General features: G+C 59.1%; 25 protein-coding genes, 1 tRNA gene and 1 pseudogene. 15 read left to right on the forward strand and 12 right to left on the reverse strand.

The window, feature by feature from the left end; all coding sequences use genetic code 11:
• Positions 1 to 351: 351 nt before the first annotated feature.
• The 6 genes and pseudogenes from ACTD9P_RS09195 to ACTD9P_RS09220 all read left to right on the forward strand — a co-directional run.
• On the forward strand, positions 352 to 1,350 hold the full coding sequence (locus ACTD9P_RS09195; RefSeq protein WP_438867479.1) for an NADPH:quinone reductase: 999 nt from the start codon (positions 352 to 354) through the stop codon (positions 1,348 to 1,350).
• Positions 1,351 to 2,269: 919 nt separating this feature from the next.
• The gene (locus ACTD9P_RS09200) at positions 2,270 to 3,715 is read left to right on the forward strand and encodes a serralysin family metalloprotease (RefSeq protein WP_438867480.1); all 1,446 of its coding nucleotides are present in this window, start codon (positions 2,270 to 2,272) and stop codon (positions 3,713 to 3,715) included.
• Positions 3,716 to 4,710: 995 nt separating this feature from the next.
• Entirely contained in the window at positions 4,711 to 5,142 is a 432-nt protein-coding gene (locus ACTD9P_RS09205) for a hypothetical protein (RefSeq protein ID WP_428553394.1), read from the forward strand.
• 346 nt (positions 5,143 to 5,488) lie between these two features.
• Positions 5,489 to 5,899: a VOC family protein gene (locus ACTD9P_RS09210; RefSeq protein WP_438867481.1), complete on the forward strand. Its 411-nt coding sequence runs from the start codon at positions 5,489 to 5,491 to the stop codon at positions 5,897 to 5,899.
• Between the two features lie 992 nt (positions 5,900 to 6,891).
• Positions 6,892 to 7,452 (forward strand): fasciclin domain-containing protein, encoded by a 561-nt coding sequence (locus ACTD9P_RS09215; protein ID WP_438867483.1) that lies wholly within the window; start codon positions 6,892 to 6,894, stop codon positions 7,450 to 7,452.
• A 160-nt stretch (positions 7,453 to 7,612) separates the two neighbouring features.
• Positions 7,613 to 7,774: pseudogene (locus tag ACTD9P_RS09220) on the forward strand (integrase); the annotation flags it as partial.
• Positions 7,775 to 7,889: 115 nt separating this feature from the next.
• On the opposite strand, the gene ACTD9P_RS09225 reads toward ACTD9P_RS09220, so the two are convergent.
• A tRNA-Ser gene (locus tag ACTD9P_RS09225) sits at positions 7,890 to 7,980 on the reverse strand.
• A gap of 152 nt (positions 7,981 to 8,132) precedes the next feature.
• Between ACTD9P_RS09225 and ACTD9P_RS09230 the strand changes: the two genes are divergently transcribed.
• Positions 8,133 to 8,804 (forward strand): Bax inhibitor-1/YccA family protein, encoded by a 672-nt coding sequence (locus ACTD9P_RS09230; RefSeq protein WP_058419884.1) that lies wholly within the window; start codon positions 8,133 to 8,135, stop codon positions 8,802 to 8,804.
• 72 nt (positions 8,805 to 8,876) lie between these two features.
• Here ACTD9P_RS09230 and murB read toward each other — a convergent pair whose 3' ends face one another.
• The 8 genes from murB to ACTD9P_RS09270 form a co-directional block, all read right to left on the reverse strand.
• Positions 8,877 to 9,896, reverse strand: a complete 1,020-nt coding sequence (murB, locus tag ACTD9P_RS09235) for a UDP-N-acetylmuramate dehydrogenase (RefSeq protein ID WP_438867484.1) — start codon at positions 9,894 to 9,896, stop codon at positions 8,877 to 8,879.
• Entirely contained in the window at positions 9,893 to 10,357 is a 465-nt protein-coding gene (locus ACTD9P_RS09240) for a low molecular weight protein-tyrosine-phosphatase (RefSeq protein WP_438867485.1), read from the reverse strand. The genes murB and ACTD9P_RS09240 overlap by 4 nt, the downstream gene beginning before the upstream one ends.
• Positions 10,357 to 11,121, reverse strand: coding sequence for a 3-deoxy-manno-octulosonate cytidylyltransferase (gene kdsB / locus ACTD9P_RS09245; protein ID WP_438867486.1), 765 nt, complete (start codon positions 11,119 to 11,121; stop codon positions 10,357 to 10,359). The genes ACTD9P_RS09240 and kdsB overlap by 1 nt, the downstream gene beginning before the upstream one ends.
• Complete coding sequence (locus ACTD9P_RS09250; protein WP_003174668.1) at positions 11,118 to 11,303, reverse strand: Trm112 family protein; 186 nt, start codon at positions 11,301 to 11,303, stop codon at positions 11,118 to 11,120. Before ACTD9P_RS09250 ends, kdsB begins: the two co-directional genes overlap by 4 nt.
• Positions 11,304 to 11,326: 23 nt before the next feature.
• Positions 11,327 to 12,337, reverse strand: a complete 1,011-nt coding sequence (lpxK, locus tag ACTD9P_RS09255; protein WP_438867487.1) for a tetraacyldisaccharide 4'-kinase — start codon at positions 12,335 to 12,337, stop codon at positions 11,327 to 11,329.
• Complete coding sequence (gene pocB, locus ACTD9P_RS09260) at positions 12,337 to 12,765, reverse strand: flagellar polar localization protein PocB (RefSeq protein WP_438867488.1); 429 nt, start codon at positions 12,763 to 12,765, stop codon at positions 12,337 to 12,339. Before pocB ends, lpxK begins: the two co-directional genes overlap by 1 nt.
• Positions 12,762 to 13,397 carry a flagellar polar localization protein PocA gene (gene pocA / locus ACTD9P_RS09265; protein ID WP_016969293.1) on the reverse strand — a complete coding sequence of 212 codons (636 nt, stop codon included), beginning with the start codon at positions 13,395 to 13,397 and terminating at the stop codon, positions 12,762 to 12,764. Before pocA ends, pocB begins: the two co-directional genes overlap by 4 nt.
• 109 nt (positions 13,398 to 13,506) lie before the next feature.
• Positions 13,507 to 15,732 (reverse strand): DNA internalization-related competence protein ComEC/Rec2, encoded by a 2,226-nt coding sequence (locus tag ACTD9P_RS09270; protein WP_438867489.1) that lies wholly within the window; start codon positions 15,730 to 15,732, stop codon positions 13,507 to 13,509.
• A 134-nt stretch (positions 15,733 to 15,866) separates the two neighbouring features.
• Here ACTD9P_RS09270 and ACTD9P_RS09275 point away from each other — a divergent pair, with 134 nt between their 5' ends.
• Entirely contained in the window at positions 15,867 to 16,382 is a 516-nt protein-coding gene (locus ACTD9P_RS09275; protein WP_138814977.1) for a DUF2062 domain-containing protein, read from the forward strand.
• A 3-nt stretch (positions 16,383 to 16,385) separates the two neighbouring features.
• Here ACTD9P_RS09275 and ACTD9P_RS09280 read toward each other — a convergent pair whose 3' ends face one another.
• Positions 16,386 to 17,744: a sensor histidine kinase gene (locus ACTD9P_RS09280; RefSeq protein ID WP_438867490.1), complete on the reverse strand. Its 1,359-nt coding sequence runs from the start codon at positions 17,742 to 17,744 to the stop codon at positions 16,386 to 16,388.
• Positions 17,731 to 18,456 (reverse strand): response regulator transcription factor, encoded by a 726-nt coding sequence (locus ACTD9P_RS09285; RefSeq protein ID WP_438867491.1) that lies wholly within the window; start codon positions 18,454 to 18,456, stop codon positions 17,731 to 17,733. The genes ACTD9P_RS09280 and ACTD9P_RS09285 overlap by 14 nt, the downstream gene beginning before the upstream one ends.
• A gap of 218 nt (positions 18,457 to 18,674) precedes the next feature.
• Between ACTD9P_RS09285 and ACTD9P_RS09290 the strand changes: the two genes are divergently transcribed.
• The 4 genes from ACTD9P_RS09290 (at position 18,675) to ACTD9P_RS09305 (ending at position 23,398) form a co-directional block, all read left to right on the forward strand.
• Positions 18,675 to 21,428 carry a response regulator gene (locus ACTD9P_RS09290; protein ID WP_438867492.1) on the forward strand — a complete coding sequence of 918 codons (2,754 nt, stop codon included), beginning with the start codon at positions 18,675 to 18,677 and terminating at the stop codon, positions 21,426 to 21,428.
• A gap of 70 nt (positions 21,429 to 21,498) precedes the next feature.
• Positions 21,499 to 22,488 carry a 2-hydroxyacid dehydrogenase gene (locus ACTD9P_RS09295; RefSeq protein WP_438867493.1) on the forward strand — a complete coding sequence of 330 codons (990 nt, stop codon included), beginning with the start codon at positions 21,499 to 21,501 and terminating at the stop codon, positions 22,486 to 22,488.
• 71 nt (positions 22,489 to 22,559) lie between these two features.
• Positions 22,560 to 23,000 carry a hypothetical protein gene (locus tag ACTD9P_RS09300; RefSeq protein WP_438867494.1) on the forward strand — a complete coding sequence of 147 codons (441 nt, stop codon included), beginning with the start codon at positions 22,560 to 22,562 and terminating at the stop codon, positions 22,998 to 23,000.
• The gene (locus ACTD9P_RS09305) at positions 22,997 to 23,398 is read left to right on the forward strand and encodes an META domain-containing protein (RefSeq protein WP_438867495.1); all 402 of its coding nucleotides are present in this window, start codon (positions 22,997 to 22,999) and stop codon (positions 23,396 to 23,398) included. The genes ACTD9P_RS09300 and ACTD9P_RS09305 overlap by 4 nt, the downstream gene beginning before the upstream one ends.
• A 131-nt stretch (positions 23,399 to 23,529) precedes the next feature.
• On the opposite strand, the gene ACTD9P_RS09310 is transcribed toward ACTD9P_RS09305, so the two are convergent.
• A complete protein-coding gene (locus tag ACTD9P_RS09310) occupies positions 23,530 to 23,991 on the reverse strand; it encodes a TlpA family protein disulfide reductase (protein WP_058419872.1) in 462 nt (153 codons plus the stop codon).
• Positions 23,992 to 24,108: 117 nt separating this feature from the next.
• Here ACTD9P_RS09310 and arsC point away from each other — a divergent pair, with 117 nt between their 5' ends.
• Genes arsC through ACTD9P_RS09325 form a run of 3 tightly spaced genes read left to right on the forward strand, consistent with a single transcriptional unit; the run spans position 24,109 to position 25,464 of the window.
• Positions 24,109 to 24,462, forward strand: coding sequence for an arsenate reductase (glutaredoxin) (gene arsC, locus ACTD9P_RS09315; protein WP_438867496.1), 354 nt, complete (start codon positions 24,109 to 24,111; stop codon positions 24,460 to 24,462).
• The gene (gene wrbA, locus ACTD9P_RS09320) at positions 24,459 to 25,073 is read left to right on the forward strand and encodes an NAD(P)H:quinone oxidoreductase (protein WP_138814969.1); all 615 of its coding nucleotides are present in this window, start codon (positions 24,459 to 24,461) and stop codon (positions 25,071 to 25,073) included. Before arsC ends, wrbA begins: the two co-directional genes overlap by 4 nt.
• Positions 25,057 to 25,464 (forward strand): DUF2069 domain-containing protein, encoded by a 408-nt coding sequence (locus ACTD9P_RS09325; RefSeq protein WP_438867497.1) that lies wholly within the window; start codon positions 25,057 to 25,059, stop codon positions 25,462 to 25,464. Before wrbA ends, ACTD9P_RS09325 begins: the two co-directional genes overlap by 17 nt.
• Positions 25,465 to 25,481 lie beyond the last annotated feature (17 nt).

The following is a 25,481-nucleotide window of genomic DNA, read 5'->3' on the forward strand; positions in this document are numbered from 1 at the left end:
ATAGGTTTATCGATAGAAACACCCTTTTACAATTTTTTTATCGCACCAAAAAAGAGCAAAATAAAAGTTTTTGCGTTGGAGGCGTAGGGTAAAGCCGGAATAAAACGCTTGATAAATCACGATAAATTATTGTTTTTTATAGAATTTACTAAAAATAATGATCCATGATCGTCCCTCGCCACATGACTTGCCCTTTTTTGGTGCAATTCACAAATCGCATTATGCAAAATTTAAATACAACTTATTTGTTGCAAATAAAGATCAACAGAAAATCAAAAAATGGCGTTATACAGTTACTCTGGCGCAGAGGGATCAGCCCTCCAGAGTAAAGACAAGGACTGAATGCACACAATGGATAACCGAATGCCGCTATCGACAAGAAGGATTGAGTTCAAACAGCAGGGTCTACCCGAGGTATTGAACTATGTGGAGGCGCCTTGCGCGGCGCCGGAGCCCTATCAAGTGCAGGTGTGCAACAAGGCGATCGGTGTAAATTTTATCGACACCTACTTTCGCAGCGGGCTGTACAACGTTCCGGACTTCCCTTCGAGGCTGGGGTCTGAAGGAGCGGGTATAGTCCACTCGGTCGGGAAGGCAGTGACTCGTTTCAAACCGGGAGATCGTGTCGCCTATGCGACCGGCCCACTCGGTGCGTATAGCGAGTTGCATACATTGCCTGAAGATAATCTCGTTCATTTGCCCGACCACATCAGTTTTGAAGACGCAGCCGCTGTTATGCTCAAGGGCCTTACAGTGCAATACCTATTCCGTCAGACCTATCGGCTCACGGCAGGGGAAGTTGTTTTATTTCATGCCGCTGCTGGGGGTGTCGGCGCAATTGCTTGCCAATGGGCCAACGCTTTGGGGGTTAAACTTATCGGAACTGTCAGTTCTCACAAGAAAGCCGACATCGCTCGGTCGGCAGGCGCTTGGGCAACGGTTGTTTACCGCGAGCAAGACGTTGTCGCACGCGTACTGTCACTGACAGACGGCCGAAAATGCCCGGTTGTCTATGACGGCGTAGGCAAGGACACATGGGAAACGTCACTGTCTTGCCTTGCGCCGCGCGGCCTGTTAGTCAGCTTTGGCAATGCCTCTGGAGCCGTGGAGGATGTTGCGCTGAGTTCGCTGACTGAAAGAGGATCACTCTATGTGACGCGCCCAGGCCTGCCTGCTTACGCAAATAACGCCACAAACCTGCAAACAATGGCTGACGAGCTGTTTTCGATGATTCGCCAGGGCCATATCAAAGTGAATATTCACCAACGTTATCCATTGAAGGATGCCCGCTTCGCACATGAGGCACTCAGCGCACAATTGACCACCGGCTCGACGATATTGTTGCCGTAACCCTGGGTTTACTGCGCGTGTGATGCGCGCACAAGGCCCTGTCTGCATGCGGAGTCTTCAGAGGCCAAAGCGCCCAGGTCTCTCGAACCTGCCCGCATGCTCACGCCGTCATAAGTGTCACGCCGTTGTCCGATGACCTTCAACAGGGTTGCCTACAGTCGCCGCCCCTGGAGAGGGGAAGGTACGCGTGGCGAGTAATATCCTGAGGCGCGCTCATTTATAGGCCGTCGGCATCACATCCAGATCAGGACCATTGGGAATGCGGCGCCTGACAGTTTCACCTGCCTTTAGATCTATCTCACGCTCAATCAGCGGACCGCCGGTGGTAACGGCGATAATGTGCGGCCCTGCCTTTAAACCAAATCGTGCACTTCGCCACTGGCTACACCTGCGATCAACTTGCCATCAATTAAAAAATCAATCGTGTGCAGACGCCCATACCAGTCTTTACCCTCTGAAAACGCGGCTGGCGGGCAGAGGCTCGGCCTTGTCCGCCGATATTGGCGAGCTGGAACACCCCCGCCAGCATCGCCACCGCTAGAGACACTATCAAAATCCGCATATTGACTCCTCAATAACTGGACCGCTAAAACTGAAAACCTGCATGATTTTTTTCATGGCCCAACGCTCGCGACTCATGACTTGTTCATTCCAGGCACGGGCATGAATATCGTAACTGTGACGTAGCGACATGACGTGGATAACTCATTGGCTCGAACGATAACGAGCAACCGCCACTCACTCACTTGAACGCCCGCAGAATATTTAAGGATATTTCAATACGTTATATATTATATTTAATTTTTAAATAACACTAAACGCATTACTCCTTTATAAAGATGAACACAACAAGAAAACAACGAACACGTGATAAGCCTATAGCACTCCACACTCAATGGATACGAAGGAATGTAAACTTATGACTGTCTCAACGAAAAATCTTGTTAATCCAACTCCCTCGTCGGCAGGCTTCCAGACAAGTGAAGACTACCAAAGCCTTCTGAGTTTTTCACACGTGTATGATCGAGGAGGATTTTATATAAATGGCAAGCCGTCTTACACTGTTGCGCAGGCCGCTGATGAAATAACCCGAGGCGGTTACTATTGGGGTGATAATGACCATAACGGCAAATACAATTTCACCTACAGTTTTCTGACCTCAGAAAGTAATTCTTACGCCGCCGAGAAAGTTTCTGGCTTCGTCGCTTTCAACGCACAACAGAAATCCCAGGCAGCCCTTTCGTTCCAATCCTGGTCGGACGTCGCTAATATCTCATTCAGGGAATCTAACAGCGGAGGCGACGCCCATATATCCTTGGGCAACTACAGCAATGACCTGCAGCATGGCGGTGCCCGGTCGGCGTTTGCGTTCTATCCAAACAATAGTGGAAATAGCGACGCATTGTTTTATACCAATAAAAGCTACCAAGAGAACTTAACGCCAGCGAACGGCAATTACGGGCGTCAAACGCTAACCCATGAAATTGGTCACACGCTTGGCCTGCAACACCCAGGCGCCTACGATGCCAGCGTGGGTCAGCCATCCTATTCGGATGCGAAATATGCCGAAGATACACACGGGTACTCCGTGATGAGTTACTGGAGCGAGAGCAACACCGATCAAAACTTCAGTAAAGGCGCAGGCGAAGCCTATGCAGCCGGCCCGCTGATCGACGACATTGCCGCGGTCCAGAAGCTCTACGGCGCGAACTACGCCACCCGCGCCGGCGACACCACTTACGGGTTCAACTCCAATACCGGGCGTGATTTCTACAGCGCCACCTCCAATGCCGACAAGCTGGTGTTCTCGGTCTGGGACGGTGGCGGAAACGACACTCTGGACTTCTCCGGCTTCACCCAGAACCAGAAGATCAACCTCAATGAGGCCTCGTTATCCGACGTCGGCGGCCTGGTGGGTAACGTGTCCATCGCCAAGGGCGTTACCCTCGAGAACGCTTTTGGTGGCGCAGGCAACGACCTGATCATTGGCAACAACGCCGCCAATATCATCAAAGGAGGTGCCGGCAACGACATCATTTACGGCGGTGGCGGTGCGGACCAACTGTGGGGCGGCGCCGGCAACGACACCTTTGTGTTCGGTGCCAGTTCCGACTCCAAGCCGGGTGCGGCGGACAAGATCTTTGACTTCATCTCGGGATCCGACAAGATCGACCTGTCGGGCATTACCAAAGGTACAGGCTTGAGCTTCGTCAATGCATTCACCGGGCATACCGGCGATGCTGTGCTGAGCTATGCCTCGGGTACCAACCTGGGCACCTTGGCGGTGGACTTCTCCGGGCACGGCGTGGCGGATTTTCTCGTCACCACCGTCGGCCAGGCAGCCATCAGCGACATCGTGGCGTGATGTAAAGCGCGGCGCTTCGGCGCCGCGCTCCATGACGGAGCAGAAGCTGCTGCGCCTCTCTCAATTGATCGCCGGTGCTTCAAAGGTGTTGTTCGTGTTGGCAGGAGCCTAGGTAATTGTGGGGCTAGAAGTGATTCGGCCGTTAGACTAATTGTCGTAGAAGTACCACATTACAGATACCACTGTGGCAACCCATCCCAGGGTAAGCAAAAAAGATAGACCTGCGAGCCGCTTATCCATGGTGCCCTATCAAAAACCAGATGATCGCAATACGAACGCCTCTAATCAGAGTAGTTCAGTGTTCTCAGTGCGCAATGGCATGTGCCTGGCGATCAGTCCCTGATCGACAGTGCTGGTGATTACCATAGCTCAATGAGCGGTAACATCAGGAACCTTTTGCATAATCCGGAATCAGTGCTGCTTGCTTTTACATCAATCATTCAGCGAGCGCCCAGCATGATCTTGAGAAACACCTTACTGTGCATTGCGCTTGTCGCCGCCGGCTTCCTTGCCGGGTATACAGCGAAACCCACCCGTGAGCTTCAAGTAACAGCCGGCCAACTCATAGAGTGCGGCCGGGTGATCATGCCTACTCTTGGTATGTAAGTGTTATCTCTGCGTCAGAAAACTTGACCTTATTCCCGACCATCGTCCAAGACCAGGCGGTCGAACTGCCGATAAGCCACGCTCCCGTTCCTCATGGTCATCCCAGGCGCTAGCAACGAAGGCTGGCTGGGTGGGGGCTCATCCAATCGCAAGCGGGTCTTCAGCCCTGGCTTCGTTGCGCTGTGCGTTTTCGTGGCTGTAGTTGAGCTGATAGTGCTGAGCCACTTCTATGGGGTGCGAGGATGAGGTGAGGCGGCACGTTCATATCTTGTTACAACCATTCGCCCGCAGGCATCGCCCGCAAAGAACTTCAAACTTTTGGTCGAGTCCCAATGCTAGGCGTGCTTTAAACCGTGAGCGCCCGCTGACAACCCATAGAGGTTCACAAAATGAAAATGACACTGCCCGCCCTATTGTTGGGCGTCCTCATTTCGCAAGGAGCGATGGCTGCCGGAGATGGCACAGCCGCCCTTGGAGGCGGCGTTGGTGGTGCACTTGGCAACATCGTAGGTCAACAGCTCGGCGGCTCAACGGGCGCAGCGGTAGGCGCAGGCGTAGGTGGCGCCGCCGGCAGTGCTGTCGGTGCTCAAAAAGGCAATAGGGCGGAAGCTGCATTGGGTGGAGGAATCGGCTCGGCGGGTGGCTCATTGATTGGTAATCGCCTCGGCGGTACCACCGGCTCGACTATCGGTGCAGGTCTCGGCGGCGCGGCGGGTGGTGCGCTGGGAAACAACCTGGCGGATGATGAGAGCAATCATCGATCCGATGGCAGAAAGCACAAAGGCAACAACAAGCATAAACACAAGAACAAGCATCGTTAGTGTCTGACGCTGTTATATCGAAGCCCGGCCCAGCGCCGGGCTTCTGGTTTCTGACAATCGCCTTACTGGCATTTGTCAGCACAGGCCGTATCAGGCGACAACGTCAAGGCAATCGCGATGTCCTACTGAGCGCAACCTTTCACATCCCTTTCACACTCGGGCGCTTATGGTTACCCCAGCTCCTAGAGAACATCCCTTTAAGCCCGCTACTCCCCATCGCGGGCTTTTCTTTGTCTGCAATTTGGAGGGCCGAGACTCGCCCTCGCCGCCTTAGCCGACGACCGCTATACACGCCCACCCTCAAAATGACACGATAATGCCTCGCCTTCGTAAGTAGGAATACGGGATGTTCAGTCACGTAACCGTTGGGACAAACGATCTTGATAAAGCGTCTACCTTCTATGACGCAGTGCTGATCCCCCTGGGGCTCTGTCGTAGGCCTGTAACCCCTGATGGCGGGCCACCTTCGGCATGCTGGATAAAGCCAGATAGCGCTCTCCCGCGCTTTTATGTGTACAGCCCTTATGACCGCAATGAGGCCGGAGCAGGGAACGGCAGCATGGTGGCTTTCACTGCACCCTCTCCAGATGCGGTAGATACCGCCTATGCAGCAGGGCTTGTTGCAGGTGGATCAGATGAAGGTGAGCCTGGCCAACGCACCCACTATGGTGACGGTTACTACGGTGCGTACCTGCGTGATCCGGATGGCAACAAGGTGCATATCGCTCATCGTGGCGATTTGCATGGGGCGGGATAGGCGCCGTGCACCGTATTGGCTTGAAGCCCGCCATTGCGCGGGCTGAATGTGCTGAATTGACTGTGTGACCAGGTGCTATCTAGCGACTTTTCCGAGCGCTAATCAGCGACTGGCATCTACCCGCCATCTGCGGGAGAGACACCGCCACGTCAGACAACACGCGGTACATCTCATGCTCGTCCGCAAACGGGTACACCTCGAGGTTTAGAGCGATCTGAATCTTGCGCAGATCTGCGCCTTCGACGAGCCAGCGCTCAGCGGTGCGAGTCATCGCTGATTCGTTGTCATCCGTCTGCCAGGCAAGAAAGTCGAATAGCCTAGCGACCTGCCGAAAGGATATCGAGTCAGGGATATCGGCAAATAGCCGACCACCAGGAGTGCCTACGAAATTCGGAACGATTCAGCTACTGCTGTATATCACTGATCACAATCTGCGAGCTCCCCTCGATCCTTTTGACTTCTACAGTCATGCTCCCATGCTCGCCTTTGACCAAGTAAAGGTAAAGATGAAAACCTGGCCCAGTGTCACTTTCATCGTATACAAACCGTTTCAACAAGGTTAAGGAAGCAACATTACCTATCTGAGTAGTCACCTGTTGGTTTGAACGTAAATACTCCTGAAACGCAATATTCGCCTCATCCTTTGCCTCGTAGTATCTCAGCACAAACCCTGCTATCACGACGACCAACACTGTCGCAAATACAGACCTTATTTTTTTGAATCTCGGGCTTTTTAAACTACTCATACTGAATCGTCGCTGATTTGGCAGGCAGGTGGAATGACCATTTTTGACCAAGAACGGACAAATCACAATTGCGCCCCTGCCCAGGCATTCAGTGTGGATGGAATGTCAGGAACAGCGACCGACAGGTTTGAACCGGCAGGCGTTGCGCTTAAAAAGTTATTGTCTGAAAAGGTGCATCCACTTTGATCGTTGGCTCGTAGATTCAATACCCTCACTCGGAGGGCATAAGAGCCAAGGAGATACATCATGCACGCCTTTTACAAAAAAATTGCTGCTGCAGGCTGCTTCGCGATTCTCTCCGTTACTGCAACTCTCAGCTTTGCTGCCGACACTGTAATGGTCGGAGGCGCAGCGATGTACCCAAGCAAAACCATCGTGGAGAACGCAGTCAATTCAAAGGACCACACCACACTGGTAGCGGCAGTCAAAGCTGCCGGCCTGGTTGATACACTCAACAGCAAAGGTCCTTTTACCTTATTCGCTCCGACAAACGAAGCCTTTGCCAAGCTGCCAGCAGGCACCGTCGAAACTCTGGTCAAGCCTGAGCACAAAGCCGACCTGACTAAAATTCTGACCTACCATGTAGTTGCTGGCACACATACATCAGCACAGCTGATGGCCGACGCCAAGAAGAATGGTGGCACCGTTGTGTTGAAAACAGTTCAGGGGGAGTCGCTGAATATTAAGCTGCACGACGGCAAGCTTTGGGTTGTCGATGCCAAAGGCGGTAAAGCGAGTATCAGCATCGCAGACGTTATGCAGTCCAAAGGCGTAATCCACGTTGTCGACTCAGTCTTGATGCCTTAAACGCTCTTGAACCCGGCAGGCGTACAGTTTGCCGGGTGTTGAGGCGCGCATATAGGCAGTTACTGTCAACTCAAGGAAGAGCTATGTCATCGCTACTGTTTTACACAGATGCTAACGAGGTGATCGTAGTTACTGAATTGAGCAGGGAGCCCCTGCGATTGCCGCAAAGATCGGCGGGTTTCAGTTCCGGGATATTCGACCCAAAGCGGCGTCAGAAATCGTGGATATTGGCGATGCAAGCCTGTTGCTGGGGCATAGCAATCAGGAAATCACAAAGCGCGTTTACAGAAGGCTTGGCGCCACTGCGAAGCCGTCAAATTAGAAAAGTTCTGGAACACTTCCATAATAGTTATGAAGCGCGGAACAAATACAACCCCGCCACGAAGAAACCCCAGAAACGCAAAAGCCCCGCAATCGCGGGGCTTTCGTGTAAATCTTGGCGGGAAACCAGGGATTCGAACCCTGGAGACGCTATTAACGTCCGCCGGTTTTCAAGACCGGTGCATTCAACCACTCTGCCAATTTCCCTTTTGCATCACAGGATTATAGTAGCCCATCCCGTGTCAGCGGGCGCCATAATACCCGAATGAAACACACTGTCAAACTCTTGCCATGGCTTGTTACAGAGCGTCTGTTATGATCCTTGCGACTGAATGTTTCAAAACTGAAGGAGTGTCGCCATGCGCGAACAGAATTACGCACTGAATGGTAACGCGCAGGCTGAGCAGCTTGAAGTCAGCCGCGTGTTGCGCAACACCTACGGCTTGCTCGCCCTTACCCTCGCGTTCAGCGGCGTGATGGCGTATGTGGCGCAGCAGATGCGCGTTGGCTACCCGAATATCTTTGTCGTGCTGATTGGTTTCTACGGTCTGTTCTTCCTGACCAACAAGCTGCGTGACTCGGCCTGGGGCCTGGTGTCGGCGTTTGCCTTGACCGGTTTCATGGGCTTTATCCTTGGCCCGATCCTCAACCGTTACCTCGGCATGGCCGGCGGCGCGGAAGTGGTCAGTTCGGCATTTGCCATGACTGCCCTGGTGTTTGGTGGTTTGTCGGCCTATGTGCTGATCAGCCGTAAGGACATGAGCTTCCTGGGTGGCTTCATTACCGCAGGCTTCTTCGTGTTGCTGGCGGCAGTGGTTGCCGGCATGTTCTTCCAGATCAGTGGCTTGCAGCTGGCGATCAGCGCGGGTTTTGTGCTGTTCTCCTCCGTATGCATCCTGTTCCAGACCAGCGCCATCATCCACGGCGGTGAGCGTAACTACATCATGGCGACCATCAGCCTGTATGTATCGATCTACAACCTGTTCATCAGCCTGCTGCAGATCTTCGGCATCATGAGCCGCGATGACTGATTGCTAACGCAATAAAAAATGCCCCGTATCGAAAGATACGGGGCATTTTTGTTTTCACAGGATTGCTGACGCTCAGTACTGGTTGGGTTCCATTTCCAGATCAATCTTGAAACGCTCGGCAATATCACGCTGGATGCGCAGTGCCAGGTTGGCAATGTCGTGCCCGGTGGCCGCACCATAGTTGACCAGCACCAGCGCCTGCAGTTTATGCACGCCGGCATCGCCGTCGCGAAAGCCCTTCCAGCCAGCTTTATCGATCAACCAGCCAGCGGCGAGCTTCATTTGCCCATCGGTCTGCGGGTAGGCCACCAGGTCCGGGTACTGCGCCTTCAGCTCAGCTGCCAACACCTGGGACACCAGTGGGTTTTTGAAGAAGCTGCCGGCATTCCCCAGTTCTGCCGGGTCGGGCAGTTTTTCGCGGCGGATGCTGCAAATGGCCCGGCTGACATCGCTCGGCGTCGCCTCGGTGATGCCCTGCGCGGCCAGGCGCTGCTGCACCGGGCCGTAGTCGAGCTTGAGGTGGCTGGCGCGGCTCAAGGCGAAACGCACGCGCAGGATCAGCCAGCGCCCGGTTTCGTGCTTGAACAGGCTGTCGCGGTAGGCGAAGTTGCATTCCTGCAGGTTGAAGTCGCGCAGCTTGCCGGTGTGGCGATCCAGTGCGGTGAGGCTGGCAAACACGTCCTTGATCTCCACGCCGTAGGCGCCGATGTTCTGCATCGGCGCTGCACCGACGGTGCCGGGGATGAGGCTGAGGTTCTCCAGGCCGCAGAAGCCGTGTTCCAAGGTCCACACTACAAACGGGTGCCAGGCTTCGCCCGCTTCGGCCTCGACCACTACGTTTACACCGTCGTCCTGCAGCACCCGAATGCCCTGGGTGGCCATGCGCAACACCACCGCCTGAATATCCTGGGTCAACAGCAGGTTGCTGCCACCGCCGATCACCAACAGCGGCAATGACTGCGCCGCCGCATAGCCCAGGGCTTCACGTACATCGGCGTCGCTGCGGGCCTCGGCAAACCACTGGGCGCGCACGTCGATGCCGAAGCTGTTGAATGGCTTGAGCGATACCTGCGCAAGCACTTGCAAGGTCATAACCGCCCCTTCAATTCGATCACCAATAAATCACAGGCGCGTTCAATCAGGTCCAGGACCCGCTCGAAACCCTGCTCGCCTTCGTAGTAAGGGTCTGGCACTTCGTCCACTTCGGTGTCATAGCGGCGCAGGAACAAGTCCAGCTCGGCTTTGCCTTGGCCTGGGTGCAACGCCTTGAGGTTGCGCAGGTTGCTGTGGTCCATGGCCAGGATCAGGTCATATCGAGCAAAATCTGCACGCGAAACCTGCTGGGCACGCTGGGCCGACACGTCGTAACCGCGTACCAGCGCAGCACGCTGGCTGCGCCGGTCCGGCGGGTTGCCGATATGCCATTCACCCGTACCGGCAGACGCTACTTCAACCTGGCCGGCCAGCCCCGCTTCGCGCAATTTATGGCGCAGCACACCTTCGGCGGTGGGCGAGCGGCAGATATTGCCCAGGCAGACGAACAGAACCTCCATCAGGCCCCCAGCAGGCGGCGGACGCGCTCAAGGTCTTCCTGGGTGTCGACACCGGCGGGCGGCGCTTCCAGCGCGTCGTCCACGTGGATGCGCACGCCGTGCCACAGGGCACGCAACTGTTCCAGGGACTCGGTATTTTCCAGCCAGCACGGCCCCCAACTGACGAAGTCATGCAGGAAACCGGCGCGGTAGGCATAGATGCCGATATGGCGACGGTACGGCACGCCCTGGGGCAATACGTCGGGCTGTTTGGCGAATGCATCACGCGCCCAAGGCAGGGTCGAGCGGCTGAAGGTCAGCGCCAGGCCATTGATATCGCTGACCACTTTGACCACGTTCGGGTTGAACAGGGTCTCGATGTCTTCGATGGGCTCGGCCAGGGTGGCCATGCGCGCCTCGCCATGGGCGGCCAGGTTGGCGGCGACCTGATCGATCACGCAGGGCGGGATCAAGGGTTCGTCACCTTGCACATTGACCACAATCGCATCGGGTGCCAGCCCCAGTTGCGTGGCGACTTCGGCCAGGCGGTCGGTGCCGGAATTGTGGTCTTCACGGGTCAGCACCGCTTCAGCGCCGAAACCTTTGCAGGCCTCGATGATGCGCGGGTCGTCGGTGGCAACCACCACGCGCTCGGCGCTGCTTTTGCAAGCTTGCTCCCACACCAGCTGGATCATCGGCTTGTCGCCGATCAATTGCAGCGGCTTGCCCGGCAGGCGCGTGGAGGCGTAGCGCGAAGGAATGACAACGGTAAAGGCGGTGGTCATTTATCCAGGCGCTCATCGGTGGTCAGGGTACGGGCTTCGCTTTCCAGCATCACCGGGATGCCATCACGGATCGGATAAGCCAGGCCGGCGCCCTTGCTGATCAACTCGGTTTTATCGGCGCTGAGCTTGAGCGGGCCTTTGCAGATCGGGCAAGCGAGGATGTCGAGCAGTTTGGTGTCCATGAGTATTTCCTGGAAAAAGCGGTTTAAGGCAAGAGTCGGGCAGGCAGCAGGCGCATCAATTGCGTGTCGAACCAGGCTACAAACGCCGGTGACGGCAATGCATCCACTGCAAGGTACCACCAGTCGGGCTGGGCAAAGGCGCGGCACTTCACCGCGTCTTTTTCGGTCATCACCAACGGCAATGACGGTGTGAAATTCAACACCTCTGCGCTGTAGGGCGCATGGTCGGCAAACGCATGGGGAATCGGCTGCCAGTGTAGCGTTTCGAGGGTATTGAAGAAACGTTGCGGGTTACCGATACCCGCGACGGCATGGACCCGCTGGCCGGCGGCAAAATGCTCGACCGATTGGCGCTCACCGGTTTTCAAGTTGATCAGCGCCGTGGGTTGCAGGCGAAAGGCAAACCCATCCTCGCGATCGACCCCGGCACCGTTGTAAAGCAGCGCATCCACGCTGCGCAGGCGCTCCACCGGCTCGCGCAAAGGCCCGGCAGGCAGGCAGTGGCGGTTGCCCAAGCCACGGGCGGCATCGATCAGCACCAGTTCCAGGTCGCGGGCCAGGCGGTAATGCTGCAGGCCATCGTCGCTGAGGATCAGGTCAAGGGGTTCACTGGCCAGCAAGGCTTTGACGGCGCGGCTGCGGTCTGGGTCGATCATCAGGGGCACGCCGCAGCGCTGAACGATCAGCAACGGCTCATCGCCAGCCACCTCGGCGCTATGGCTGGCCTCGACCCGCCAGGGTAACTGCGGTGGCTTGGCACCGTAGCCGCGGCTGACCACGCCGACCCGCAGGCCGCTGCGCCGGCAGTGCTCGATCAGCCACAGAATCAACGGCGTCTTGCCAGTGCCGCCGACAGTGATATTACCCACCACCACCACAGGCACCGGCGATTGATAGATCTCACCCTCGCCCGCCAGGAAACGCGCGCGTTTGCGCTGCACAACGCGACGGTACAAAGATTCCAGCGGCCGCAGCAGTACCAGTGCCGGATGGCCCTCGTACCACGCCTTGAGCAAACGATCGGACATGGCCATCAGGGCGGGCTCGCCGCCTCGACGGTGGTCATGCGCAGATGGCTGAAGCCCAGCTTGCCGGCGGCATCCATGGCGGTGATCACGGCTTGATGCTGGGTTTTGCCGTCAGCGCTGATGGAGAGCGGCATTTTGGTATCGCCGCCGGACTCTTTCTCCAGGGCGGCCATCAGGCTGGCAAGGTCATTTTTTTCGAGCAACTGGTTGTTCACCGAAAACACCCCGTCGGCGCTGATGGCAATGTCCAGTTGCTTGGTTTGCTGGTCTTCGGCCGGTGAGCCACTCACGGCTTCGGGTAAATCAACCCGCAGCTGGGTTTCGCGGGTGAAGGTGGTAGTCACGACAAAAAACAGCAGCAGGATAAAGACCACGTCGATCAGCGACGCCAGGTTGATATCAACATTCTCCCGTTGCTTGCGGCGAAATTTCACGCTCGGCCCTCAACGAAATCGACATCACGATCGCCCTGCACCACTTCCACCAGCTTGATGGCTTCCTGCTCCATGCCGACCACCAGTTCATCGATGCGGCGCTGCAGGAACCGGTGAAAAAACACCGACGGAATACCGACCATCAAGCCCGCTGCCGTGGTGATCAAGGCCTTGGAAATACCACCCGCCAGGACGGCGGCATTGGTGGTCATGCCCGAGCCCATGAACGAGCTGAAAATGTCGATCATGCCCAGCACCGTGCCCAACAAACCCAGCAACGGCGCCATGGCCGCGATGGTGCCGAGCGCATTGATATAGCGCTCCATTTCGTGGATGACCCGGGCGGCAGCCTCTTCGATGCACTCCTTCATGATCTCGCGACCATGCTTGGAGTTGGCGAGGCCCGCCGCCAGAATTTCACCCAATGGCGAGTTGGCGCGCAGTTCCTTGAGTTTTTCTTTATCCAGCTGTTTGTTCTTGATCCAGCCCCAGACCTGCCCCAGCAGGTGCTCGGGGGTTATGCGACTGGCGCGCAGGGTCCACAAACGTTCGGCAACGATGCCGAGTGCGGCGATGGAGCTCAAGATAATCGGCAGCATCATCCAGCCGCCGGATTTGACCAATTCCCACACAGTGAATGTCCCCTCGAAAAAGTGCGCCACTTTACCATATAGGTTCACCGGCGTGGTTCGTAGGCGCCAGGCCCGCCTGTCACACGCCCAGGTGCTGGGTAAGCCTTTATCACGGTAACGCTTCGCGCCAGAATCGCCGTTGACTGCGCGCAACAACCGGTGGTTTAAAACTGCCCAGTTGCACACGCACGGCACCTTGCTCGGCGCTGTCGTAGACTCGGCTGCCCAGCGCCTGATAACGCGCCGTCACCTGTGGATGAGGATGCCCGAACGCATTGCCACGGCCACGCGAAACCAGCACCGCCTCGGGCGCAAGCCGTTGCAAAAACGCCCAGGATGAGGAACTGCGACTGCCATGGTGCGGTGCTTGCAGCCAATCGGTAGGCACCGCCAAGGGCGACGCGAGAAAGGCTTTTTCGGCCGCCTCATCAATATCGCCCGTCAGTAGCAAGCGCTCGCCACGGGCCTGTACCTGCAAGACGCAGGATTTCGGATTGCCACTAGTGGCGCCAGGCCATTGCCACAACTCAAACGAAACGCCATCCCACTCCCAGCGCTCACCGCTGACGCAGGGCTGGGCCGCGAGAAAGGCCGGTAGCCCTTCGGTCTCGCCACCAATAACCCGCCCGACGGGCAGCGCACGGGCAACCGCTGCGGCGCCGCCGGCATGGTCAGCGTGAGCGTGGCTGATCACCATCGCGTCCAACGCCGCCACTCCAAGCTTTTGCAGGGATGGCAGCACCACGCGCGCGCCCAGGTCAACCGCACCTGAGCGCGGGCCTGAGTCGTAGAGCATGGCGTGATGGCGCGTGCGCAGCACCACCGCCTGCCCCTGACCGACATCCAACTGCACCACCTCCACCTGCCCGTGCGGCACCAAGGTCTTAGGTGGAAAAACCGCTAACAACAGCATAGGCCAGCCCAGCAGCCGCAGTGGCACGCCTTTGGGCAAAAGTAAAAGCACCGCGCCCGCGAGGCTGATCAACCAGTAACCCAACGGCACGTCGGCGGGCAGCCACGCTGCGCGCAACCCGGCCAGCAGCGCCAAGCCTGTGAACAGGCCGTCCAACGCGCCACCGGCCAACCACAACAAGCCCTCTCCCACCCACGGCACCGCCAACAATGCGGTGCCCATCAGCGCCAACGGCAGCACCACCAGGCTGATCCACGGCACGGCAAACAGATTGGCCACTGGCGCACTCAGGCTGACAGGCAACCCCAGCACCAGCAACACCGGAAACAAACCGATGGCGATCAACCATTGAGGGCGGGTCCAGGCCTGCCAGATACTCCACGCGCCCAGACGCCCGCTGAACGCCAATACCAGCAAGGCCACGGCAGCAAACGACAACCAGAACCCTGGCTGTAAACTGGCCAGCGGTTCCAGCACCAGCACAGCATTGAAGGCCAGCAATAACGGCCACCACACACCCAAGTGGCGAAACCGCAAACGCCACAGCAGCACCAACCCGACCATCACGCAGGCCCGTTGCACCGGCACACCAAAACCCGCCAGCAAGCCGTACCCCAGCGCGGCGCTGAACGCCAGGCCACAGGCCCACGGCAGCCAAGGCAGGGCCCGGAGCCAGCAACCGTAGCGCGCCAGCCCGGCCACCAGGGCGTAGATCAAACCGGCCAGCAAGCCAATGTGCTGGCCGGAAATCACCAACAGGTGCACCGTGCCCGTGTCCTGCAACACTCGCCAATCCTCAGTCGTGAGCCCCGAGCCGTCGCCCAGCACCAAGGCTGCCAGCCCCGCCTCGCGGCCCTGAGCATCCACCGCCAGCAGGCGCTGGCGGACGCTGTCACGCCAGGCATGGCGAGCCGGCGCCAGGCGCTGGCCATCTTTCACCGAACCGGTGGCACCGATGCGTTGGGCCAGCAGCCAGGCCTCGTAGTCAAAACCCTGGAAATTGAGCAAACCCGTAGGCCGCTTGAGCGTGACCGCCAGCCGCCAGCGCTCGCCACTGTTAACCGGCGGCCCGCCATACCAGGACAGCCGGATACGCTTGGGCAGCCGGGCCTTGCGTGACCGGCTGTCGGTCAATTCGAAGCGCACGCCGGTGCTGGTGTTTTGCGGCAACCCGATGACGCGCCCCTCAATCCAGCGAGTCTGACCGTCCAGATCTGGCCTTAACCGGTCGTCCAACGCCCATTGCGCGCTCATGCACGCCCAGCTCACGCCCAACAACAAAAACGCCAGCGGATAGGTTCGAAACGGCAGCAGCATCAAGGCCACGACCAACATGGCCAACAGCCATGCGGTGGCCGGTAGTGCGGGTAAAAATCGCAGCGACAATAAGCCCATTCCGAACGCGAACATCCCTGTTCTCATGAATCATCCTTTTCCAGTGATCCACTAGTCTTAGTTGGATACCCCGCGCGGCCTCTGATGTTTTGTCACAAAGTCTGAATTTTCTGTTTATAGAATGCGGGCATACTTGCCCCTCGAACTGACCTGGACCCCTTATGCCCCGGCGCTTATTCAAACGGTACATGCCCGACCCCACGAGTATCCGGGAACACAAGTCCTTACGATTTCTCGGCAAGTTGCTGCATGACCCCAACCTCTGGCACCTGAATCGCCATTCCGTCGCACGCGCCATGGCGGTGGGCCTGTTCGCGGCGTTTATCCCGATTCCGTTGCAGATGTTATTGGCGGCAGTTCTGGCGATCGCCGTGCGCGGCAATATGCCGATTGCCGTGAGCCTGGTGTGGCTGACCAACCCGATCACCATGCCGGTGGTGTTCTTCTGCACCTACCTGACCGGCGCCTGGCTGATGAACACGCCGCCGCGCAGCCTGCCCGACAACCTGACCTGGGAATGGATCAGCAGCCAGCTGGGCACACTGTGGCAGCCGTTCCTGTTGGGTTCGGTGGTGTGCGGGCTGGTGTTGGCCGCGCTGGCTTACTGCCTGACGATGGGTTATTGGCGCTGGTGGGTCGCGCACCAGTGGAAGAAACGCAAGCAACGGCGCGGCTGAAGACTAGCGCGCCGGCAACCGCAGGTGTACGCACAAACCTTGCGCGGTGTTTTGCGCCCACAACGTCCCGCCCTGACGCTGTATGGCATTGCGGGCGATGCTCAAGCCCAGGCCGAAACCGCCATCACCCGGTCGCGAACCTTCCAGGCGGGTGAACGGCGCAAAGATGCGTTCCAAGTCCTGCTCATCAATACCGCCGCCCTGGTCTTGCAGGCAGATATGCCAGGTATCGCCCTCACGACAGCCGTCCAGCGTCACCCGCCCCTGGGCGGGGGAATGCCGGATGGCATTGCGCAGGATATTTTCCAGAGCCTGGGCCAGCGCATTCAGGTTGCCACGCACCCAGCAGTCAGCGGGCAACAGGCACGGCAAACGCGCTGCAGGCCAATCACTTTCATAACAGGCGTTTTCCCGCAGCATGTCCCACAAGGCCTGAAGCTGGATGGCCTCTTCGGGTAATGGCGTTCGCTCGCTGTCCAGCCAGGCCAGTTGCAGGCTGTCTTCCACCAGGCGCTGCATGGCGTCAATCTCGCGGCCCAGGCGCTCGCGCAGCTGCGTCAGGTCCTGCTCACTTTCACAGGCCACGCGCAAACGGCTCAGCGGCGTGCGCAGTTCATGGGACATGTCCCGCAATAACTGTTGCTGCAATTCCACGGTGCCCTGCAAACGTTCGGACATGTGGTCAAAAGCGCGGCCCAGCTCCCCCAATTCATCCTGGCGGCTGGTGGCCTCGCGGGACATGCGCGTATTCAATTGATCGGCGCGCCAGGCGTTGGCCTGCTCGCGCAACTGGTTCAAAGGCATGATCAGCAGCCGGTAAAGCCCCACGCACAGCAGCAAGGTAAACAGGCCGGGGATCACGCCGTTGGTCACCACGCGCCAGAACACCTGATAGCGCCCCGGCATAAAGCGCTTGGGCAATTCGATCACCAGCGAGCCGGCGCCAGGGTCGACCGGGAACGGGATTTTCACCCAGGGCAGGCCTTTGACGTGCCGGCTGACCGGCCACTCCAGCCCGCGCAGAAAGGTCAGGCGCTGGCTTTCCTTGTCGCTCAGCGGCATGTTACTCAGCGACTGCAAGTCGTTGCCGATCACCCCGATCCAGGTGGATTCACGCGTGCCCATCAATTGCAACCAGGCGTCCACGCCCGCACTGCCCTGGGTGCTCCAGGCCAGTTCCGCGCCCGCGGCATAGCCGCGCAGGATCTCGCGGGATTCCTCGGCCACATAGGCGTTCTGCTCTTCCATGTACCGGCCCCAGGACCAACTGAGCCAGATCATCAGCAAACAGAAGGCAATCAGCAGGCAAGCGAGCTTCCAGAATAACGAATGCCGGCCGGGCAGCCGTTTAAAGCCCTTCATCATAGCCACTCAGCACATAACCTTTGCCCCACACCGTGCGCACTTCGCGCTCGCTGTAGCCGATGGCCTTGAGCTTGCGGCGGATCTGGCTGATATGCATGTCCAGGCTGCGGTCGTGGGGCGCGTAACCGCGCTGCAACACATGCTGGTAAAGGAAGGCTTTGCTGAGCACTTCATCGGCGCTACGGTGCAAGGTCTCGAGCAGGCGATACTCGCTGCGCGTCAGCCCGGCCCAGTGTTCTTGGAAGAACACGTCGTACAGCTCATCGTCAAAGCGCAGGCCACGCGCATCGTCATGCGCCGGTAAACGCCGCGGCAACGGCCGCCGGTCCAGGGCCACGCGACGCAGAATGGCTTCAATGCGCACGCGCAGTTCGATCATGCTGAACGGCTTGGGCAGGTAGTCGTCCGCGCCCAGGCGAAAACCACTGATGCGATCGGCTTCGGCGCCCAGCGCAGACATAAGGATGACCGGCATCGCATGGTCCTGGCGCAAATGCGTAAGAATCGACAAACCGTCCATGCCCGGCAGCAGGATATCCATCAGCACCACGTCGAATGCCTGGTCACGTGCCATCTGCAGGCCCTGTTGGCCGTTCTGGCACCAGGTGACCTGAAAGCCACAGCGGCCCAGGTGCTCATGCACATAGGCGCCCAATACCGGGTCATCTTCAATTGTCAGGATAGTGGGTAGGCCAACTGCGGGATTCATTAGCGTCTGCAAGTCATTCTCAATGGCTGATTATTCAAGATTAAACGGTGACAGGCAATCGCCACCCGGCTGCCGAGGCCTCGGAGATTGCTCTCGGAGATTGACGTCGATCATTAATTTGCGAGGTTCCACACCGCGCAAATGGCTACACTGCGCAGGTGGCGCGGACCGGATACCCGCGCAGATCATCGAAAACAGTGTGGTAGCAGGAGAGTGGCGTGCTTAGAAGAATGGGGATAAAAGGCCGCGTACTGTTGCTGACCTTATTACCGACCAGCCTGATGGCCCTGTTGTTGGGGGGTTATTTCACCTGGATGCAGCTGTCGGAGTTGCAAACCCAATTACTGCAACGCGGCGAAATGATCGCCGAGCAATTGGCGCCGCTGGTGGCCCCGGCGTTGAGCAGCAAGAACACCGACCTGCTTGAGCGCATTGCCACCCAGTCGCTGGAGCAACCCGACGTGCGCGCCGTGTCGTTCCTGGCACCGGACCGCTCGTCCCTGGCCCACGCCGGCCCGACCATGCTTAACCTCGCGCCGGTCGGCAACAGTTCGCACCTGCTGCAGCGCAGCGGCAATGACGCCACGCGCTACCTGCTGCCGGTGTTCGGTCGCCATCGCAACCTCGCCGGCGAATTGATCCCCGACGAAGCCGACCGCCTGCTGGGTTGGGTCGAAGTCGAGCTGTCGCACAATGGCATGTTGCTGCGCGGCTATCGCAGCCTGTTTGCCAGCCTGCTGCTGATCGCCATCGGCCTGATCTGCACGGCCGCCCTGGCGCTGCGCATCAGCCGCACGATCAACTCGCCCATTGGCCAGATCAAGCAAGCTGTGGCCCAACTCAAGGACGGCAACCTCGAAACCCGCCTGCCACCCTTGGGCAGCCAGGAACTGGACCAATTGGCCTCGGGCATCAACCGCATGGCCGAAACCCTGCAAAATGCCCAGGAAGAACTGCAACACAGCATCGACCAGGCCACCGAAGACGTGCGCCAGAACCTGGAGACCATCGAGATCCAGAACATCGAGCTGGACCTGGCGCGCAAGGAGGCCCTGGAAGCCAGCCGCATCAAGTCGGAGTTCCTGGCCAACATGAGCCATGAAATCCGCACGCCGCTCAACGGCATCCTGGGTTTCACTCATCTGCTGCAAAAAAGCGAGCTGTCGCCGCGCCAGCTGGATTACCTGGGCACCATCGAAAAATCCGCCGACAACCTGCTGGGCATCATCAACGAGATCCTCGATTTCTCGAAAATCGAAGCCGGCAAGCTGGTCCTCGACAGTGTGCCCTTCAACCTGCGCGACTTGCTGCAAGACACCCTCACCATCCTAGCCCCCGCCGCCCATGCCAAACAGCTCGAGCTGGTCAGCCTCGTATACCGCGACACGCCGCTGGCGCTGGTGGGCGACCCGTTGCGCCTCAAGCAGATCCTTACCAACCTGATCAGTAACGCGATCAAGTTCACCCGCGAAGGCACCATTGTGGCCCGCGCGATGGTCGAGGACGAACAGGAAGACAGCGTGCAACTGCGCATCAGTGTGCAAGACACCAGCATCGGCCTGTCGAACCAGGACGTGCGTGCGCTGTTCCAGGCCTTCAGCCAGGCCGACAACTCGCTGTCGCGCCAACCCGGCGGCACGGGCCTGGGCCTGGTGATTTCCAAGCGGCTGATCGAGCAGATGGGCGGTGAGATCGGCGTAGACAGCACACCGGGCGAAGGCTCGGAGTTCTGGATCAGCCTGAGCCTGCCCAAAACCCGCGACGACGCCGAAGACCTGCCTTCGCCGCCGCTGCTCGGCCGCCGTGTGGCCGTGCTGGAAAACCACGAGCTGGCGCGTCAGGCCCTGCAACACCAACTGGAGGATTGCGGCCTGGAAGTGACACCGTTCAACACCCTGGAAAGCCTGACCAATGGCATCACCAGCGCGCACCAGACCGAACAGGCCATTGACCTGGCGGTGCTCGGTGTCACCGCCAATGACATTCCGCCCGAACGCCTCAACCAGCATCTATGGGACTTGGAACACCTGGGCTGCAAGGTGCTGGTACTGTGCCCGACCACCGAACAGATGCTGTTCAACCAATCGGTACCCAACCCTAACAGTCAGTTGCAAGCCAAACCTGCGTGCACGCGCAAACTGCGCCGCGCATTGGCCGACTTGATCAGCCCGCGCCCATTGCGCAGCGAGCCCGGCGAACCGCTCTCCAGCCGAGCGCCGCGCGTACTCTGCGTGGACGACAACCCGGCCAACCTGTTGCTGGTGCAAACGTTGCTCGAAGACATGGGCGCCAAAGTGCACGCGGTCGAAAGCGGTTATGCAGCCATCGACGCGGTGAAGCAGGAAACCTTCGACCTGGTGCTGATGGACGTACAAATGCCAGGCATGGACGGGCGCCAAAGCACCGAGGCGATCCGCCAGTGGGAAAGCGAGCGCCACGGTACGCCGCTGCCGGTGGTCGCCCTCACCGCCCACGCCATGGCCAACGAGAAACGCGCGCTGCTGCAAAGCGGTATGGACGACTACCTGACCAAACCCATCAGCGAGCGGCAGTTGGCCCAAGTGGTGTTGAAATGGACCGGTCTGGCCCTGCGCAATCAAGGCCCGGAGCGCGCGACTGACGGTTTGGCGCCCGGCGTGCAACTGCTGGTACTGGATCATGAGGAAGGCCTGCGCCTGGCGGCCAACAAAGCCGACCTGGCCGCCGACATGCTTGCCATGCTGCTGGCATCGCTGGAAGCCGATCGCCTGGCGATCACCGCAGCCCGTGAAGCCAAAGACAACAATGCGCTGATCGAACGTGTACACCGCCTGCATGGCGCCACCCGCTACTGCGGCGTGCCGCAATTGCGCGCCGCCTGCCAGCGCGCGGAAACCTTGCTTAAACAAGACGACGCCAAGGCCATCGCCGCGCTGGATGAACTGGACATGGCGATTGCACGGCTGGCCAGTGAAGCGCGGGTCAGCGCCTGAATCCCATTTATTGGAGTGCGGGCTTTTGCGGGGTAACGTGTCCAGATTTAAGACTGCAGGGAGCTTTTTAATGCGCGTCATTCTTTTCAGCAGCCAGACCTACGACCGCGACAGTTTTCTCGGCGAGCCGCTGCCCGCAGGTGTCGAGCTGCAATTCCAACCGGCCCGCCTGAACCTCGACACCGTGGCCCTGGCCGAACACCACGAAGTGGTCTGCGCCTTTATCAACGATGACCTCAGCGCACCGGTGCTGGAACACCTGGCCGCCGGCGGCACACGCTTGATTGCCCTGCGTTCGGCCGGTTACAACCATGTCGACCTGGCCGCCGCCCAGCGCCTGGGCCTGAGTATCGTGCGTGTACCGGCCTACTCGCCCCACGCGGTGGCAGAGCATGCCGTCGCGCTGATCCTGGCCCTCAACCGTCGCCTGCACCGCGCCTATAACCGCACCCGCGACGGCGATTTCAGCCTGCACGGGCTCACTGGTTTCGATTTGGTCGGCAAAACCGTCGGCGTGGTCGGCACCGGGCAGATCGGCGCCACCTTTGCCAGGATCATGGCCGGGTTCGGCTGCCAGTTACTCGCCTGCGACCCATTCCCCAATCCGCAGGTCCAGGCCCTTGGCGGCCGGTATGTGAGCCTGCCCGAGCTGCTGGCCCAGGCGCAGATCATCAGCCTGCACTGCCCGCTGACTGCCGACAGCAAGCATCTGATCAACGCACGTTCCCTGGCACAGATGCAGCCGGGCGCCATGTTGATCAACACCGGTCGCGGTGGCCTGGTGGACACGCCTGCGCTGATCGAAGCCCTCAAGAACGGCCAACTCGGCTACCTGGGCCTGGATGTGTATGAGGAAGAAGCCCAGCTGTTTTTCGAGGATCGCTCCGACCTGCCGCTGCAAGACGACGTACTCGCCCGCCTGCTGACGTTCCCCAACGTGATCGTCACGGCTCACCAGGCGTTCCTGACCCGCGAAGCGCTGGCGGCGATTGCTGGCACTACCCTGGCCAACATTGCCGCGTGGGCCGACGGCCAGCCGCAGAACCTGGTGCAAGGTTGATCAGCGGTCATATACCAGGCCCATGATAGGCCGGCACCCGTGATAGGATGCCGCGCCTATTTGGAGGATCCATGGCCGAACACGATTTCCGCTTCAGCTTGCTGAGCCCGCAACACACCCTGATCGAATGCCGCGCCCTGGTGCCGGGCCGTTACCAGGTCACCGGCAACGGTGGTTCGATCAAACATGGCGACGTCTTGATCGTCACCCTGCGCGGCAGTAAAACCCTGTCGATGCGCCTGACCGTCGAAGGTGACGCGCGCTATTCCATCCGCCCGGCGGGCCAGTGGGTCGCCATGGCCCAGGGGCCGAAATTCGGCGAGCTGGAAATTCACACCTGGAAGGTCAACTGCGACAGCTGCGACAGCCTGCTGGCGTTTGAATTCGCCGTGGAAACCAAGCTGGCCAAAGAGCCGCTGCAACCGGCCGCCAATGCGCGCATCAAGGAACTGGGTTGGGCCAGCGAAGGCGACAAACATCGCTGCCCGAAATGCCAGCAGGCTGCGCAATGAAAGGCCTGCTGCTCGCCGCTCTCGGTGCGGCCCTGACGGGCTGCGCCGGTGACGCGGTAAAGCTGCAGCAAGACCACAGCTACGTAGTGGAATGGATTGGCGAACGGCCGCTGATGGATTACGCGCACCTGACCGTCACCCTCGGCGCCGATGGCCGTGCCTACGGCAATGGCGGCTGCAACCATTGGTTCGCGCCGTACACCGTCGAAGGCCGGACGCTCAGTTTCGGCAAGATCGGCAGCACCCGTAAACTCTGCGCCGAAGCCTTGATGGAGCAGGAACACCGCTTCTTCCAGGCCCTGCAAGGTGTGCAGCGCTGGGATATTTCACCGATCGAGCAAACCCGCTTCTGGCCGGCTGAAGGCAAGCCGATTCGCCTGTGGCTGGAAGAAGGCTGATTCCGGGTTTTCGCGGTCCAAATGTGGGGGCGGGCTTGCTCGCGAATGCGGTGCGTCAGTCACAACTGAAGTTGACTGATCCACCGTCTTCGCGAGCAAGCCCGCTCCCACATTTGATTGATGTTGTTGCTTTAACCACGCAAGGCTTTGAGCTTGGCCAACACACCTTCCGCCGTCTGCTCACCCATCAGCTGTTCACGCACCTTGCCCTTGTCATCAATGATGTAGGTCACCGGCAGCGCCTCGCTGCGTGGAATATCGAAAATCTCTTCCGGGTTCTGCGCCAGCACGGTGAACTTGATCCCCAGCTTCTCGCTGGCGGCCTTGAGTTCTTCACCCTGCACGTTGTCGAAATTGACCCCGAACACGCCCACGTTCTGGCCTTTCAACTGTTCGGCCAAGGCATTCAGTTCCGGAATTTCCGTGCGACACGGGCCACACCATTCGGCCCAGTAGTTGACCACCACCCATTGTTTGTCCAGTCGTTCGGCCGCCACTTTCTTGCCATATTGGTCAACGCCGTAATCGTTACCGCAGCCGCTGAGCAGCAGGGTTGTGATGATCGCCAATGCACCGATCAGTCGCCTAGTCATGGGGTAATCCTTCGCAAAAAAATGAACGTTGGCTGCGACCTATCGCCTCTTACGGTTTAAGGACCGGTCGCCGCGCAGGTAGAATACCCGCCACCTTACGCAAGATGCGACCCGCACATGACCGATCTGACGCTTTATCACAACCCGCGCTGCTCGAAATCGCGCGGTGCGCTTGAACTGCTGGAAGCGCGCGGCCTGACCCCGACCGTGGTGCGCTACCTCGAAACGCCGCTGGACGCCGCGAAACTCAAGGCCTTGCTCGGCAAGCTGAACATCAGCGCGCGCCAACTGCTGCGCACCGGCGAAGACGAATACAAAACCCTTAACCTGGCCGACGCCAGCCTCAGTGAAGCGCAGTTGATTGCCGCGATTGCCGAGCACCCCAAGCTGATGGAACGCCCGATCCTGGCAACCGCCGACAAAGCCGTCATCGGCCGCCCACCGGAAAACGTACTGGAGTTGCTGCCGTGACCGCGCCCTATGTGCTGGTGCTGTATTACAGCCGCAATGGCTCGGTCAGCGAGATGGCTCGGCAGATTGCCCGAGGCATCGAGCAAGGCGGCCTGGAAGCCCGCCTGCGCACCGTACCGGCGATCTCAACCGAGTGCGAAGCCGTGGCGCCGAGCATCCCGGACGAAGGCGCGTTGTATGCCAGCCTGGATGACCTGAAAAACTGCTCGGGCCTGGCCCTGGGCAGCCCGACGCGCTTTGGCAACATGGCCGCGCCGCTCAAATACTTCCTCGATGGCACCAGCAACCTGTGGCTCACCGGCGCACTCGTCGGCAAGCCGGCTGGCGTGTTCACCTCCACCGCCAGCCTGCACGGCGGCCAGGAAACCACGCTGATGTCGATGCTGCTGCCGCTGCTGCACCACGGCATGCTGATCACCGGCCTGCCCTACAGCGAACAAGCCTTGCTCGACACCCAGGGCGGCGGCACGCCGTATGGCGCCAGCCATCATTCCGGGCCGGACGGCAAACGCATGCTTGATCAGCACGAAATCACCCTGTGCCGGGCACTCGGCCTGCGCCTGGCCACTACCGCCATGCTGCTGGAGAACGGCCGTGGCCAGAAAGCCTAAGGTCCTGCCGCCCCAGGCGTGGCTGGAACCCCGGGTCGAGGCGGCACGCGTACTGAGCTTGGTGGCTTTTCTAGGGCTGGTGGGTTTGCTGTGTGTGTATTACCTGTTCATCGCCGACCTGCACGGTGCGCGCCCTTGGGTGATACTGCTGATTGAGCTGGTGCCGCTGCTGGTGCTGGCGCCGGGCATGCTGCTGGGCAGCGCGCGCGGGCATTCGTGGATGTGCTTTGTGGTGAACCTGTATTTCATCAAGGGTGCATTGGCAGCGTATGACCCGAACCGGCAGTGGTTCGGGGTGCTGGAGATGCTGGCGAGTCTGGCGGTGTTTTGTACCGCGCTGTTGTATGTGCGGTGGCGGCATCAGTTGAATCGGCGGTTGGCGCAAGTCTGATAGGAATTTGGCGCCGG

The organism is Pseudomonas onubensis (genome assembly GCF_965653655.1).
GTDB lineage: Bacteria > Pseudomonadota > Gammaproteobacteria > Pseudomonadales > Pseudomonadaceae > Aquipseudomonas.

Coding starts and splice junctions, on each gene's coding strand:
- ACTD9P_RS09195 (WP_438867479.1), top strand. CDS start 352: ATGGATAACCGAATGCCGCTATCGACAAGAAGGATTGAGTTCAAACAG.
- ACTD9P_RS09200 (WP_438867480.1), top strand. CDS start 2,270: ATGACTGTCTCAACGAAAAATCTTGTTAATCCAACTCCCTCGTCGGCA.
- ACTD9P_RS09205 (WP_428553394.1), top strand. CDS start 4,711: ATGAAAATGACACTGCCCGCCCTATTGTTGGGCGTCCTCATTTCGCAA.
- ACTD9P_RS09210 (WP_438867481.1), top strand. CDS start 5,489: ATGTTCAGTCACGTAACCGTTGGGACAAACGATCTTGATAAAGCGTCT.
- ACTD9P_RS09215 (WP_438867483.1), top strand. CDS start 6,892: ATGCACGCCTTTTACAAAAAAATTGCTGCTGCAGGCTGCTTCGCGATT.
- ACTD9P_RS09230 (WP_058419884.1), top strand. CDS start 8,133: ATGCGCGAACAGAATTACGCACTGAATGGTAACGCGCAGGCTGAGCAG.
- murB (WP_438867484.1), bottom strand. CDS start 9,896: ATGACCTTGCAAGTGCTTGCGCAGGTATCGCTCAAGCCATTCAACAGC.
- ACTD9P_RS09240 (WP_438867485.1), bottom strand. CDS start 10,357: ATGGAGGTTCTGTTCGTCTGCCTGGGCAATATCTGCCGCTCGCCCACC.
- kdsB (WP_438867486.1), bottom strand. CDS start 11,121: ATGACCACCGCCTTTACCGTTGTCATTCCTTCGCGCTACGCCTCCACG.
- ACTD9P_RS09250 (WP_003174668.1), bottom strand. CDS start 11,303: ATGGACACCAAACTGCTCGACATCCTCGCTTGCCCGATCTGCAAAGGC.
- lpxK (WP_438867487.1), bottom strand. CDS start 12,337: ATGGCCATGTCCGATCGTTTGCTCAAGGCGTGGTACGAGGGCCATCCG.
- ACTD9P_RS09270 (WP_438867489.1), bottom strand. CDS start 15,732: ATGAGAACAGGGATGTTCGCGTTCGGAATGGGCTTATTGTCGCTGCGA.
- ACTD9P_RS09275 (WP_138814977.1), top strand. CDS start 15,867: ATGCCCCGGCGCTTATTCAAACGGTACATGCCCGACCCCACGAGTATC.
- ACTD9P_RS09280 (WP_438867490.1), bottom strand. CDS start 17,744: ATGAAGGGCTTTAAACGGCTGCCCGGCCGGCATTCGTTATTCTGGAAG.
- ACTD9P_RS09285 (WP_438867491.1), bottom strand. CDS start 18,456: ATGAATCCCGCAGTTGGCCTACCCACTATCCTGACAATTGAAGATGAC.
- ACTD9P_RS09295 (WP_438867493.1), top strand. CDS start 21,499: ATGCGCGTCATTCTTTTCAGCAGCCAGACCTACGACCGCGACAGTTTT.
- ACTD9P_RS09300 (WP_438867494.1), top strand. CDS start 22,560: ATGGCCGAACACGATTTCCGCTTCAGCTTGCTGAGCCCGCAACACACC.
- ACTD9P_RS09305 (WP_438867495.1), top strand. CDS start 22,997: ATGAAAGGCCTGCTGCTCGCCGCTCTCGGTGCGGCCCTGACGGGCTGC.
- ACTD9P_RS09310 (WP_058419872.1), bottom strand. CDS start 23,991: ATGACTAGGCGACTGATCGGTGCATTGGCGATCATCACAACCCTGCTG.
- arsC (WP_438867496.1), top strand. CDS start 24,109: ATGACCGATCTGACGCTTTATCACAACCCGCGCTGCTCGAAATCGCGC.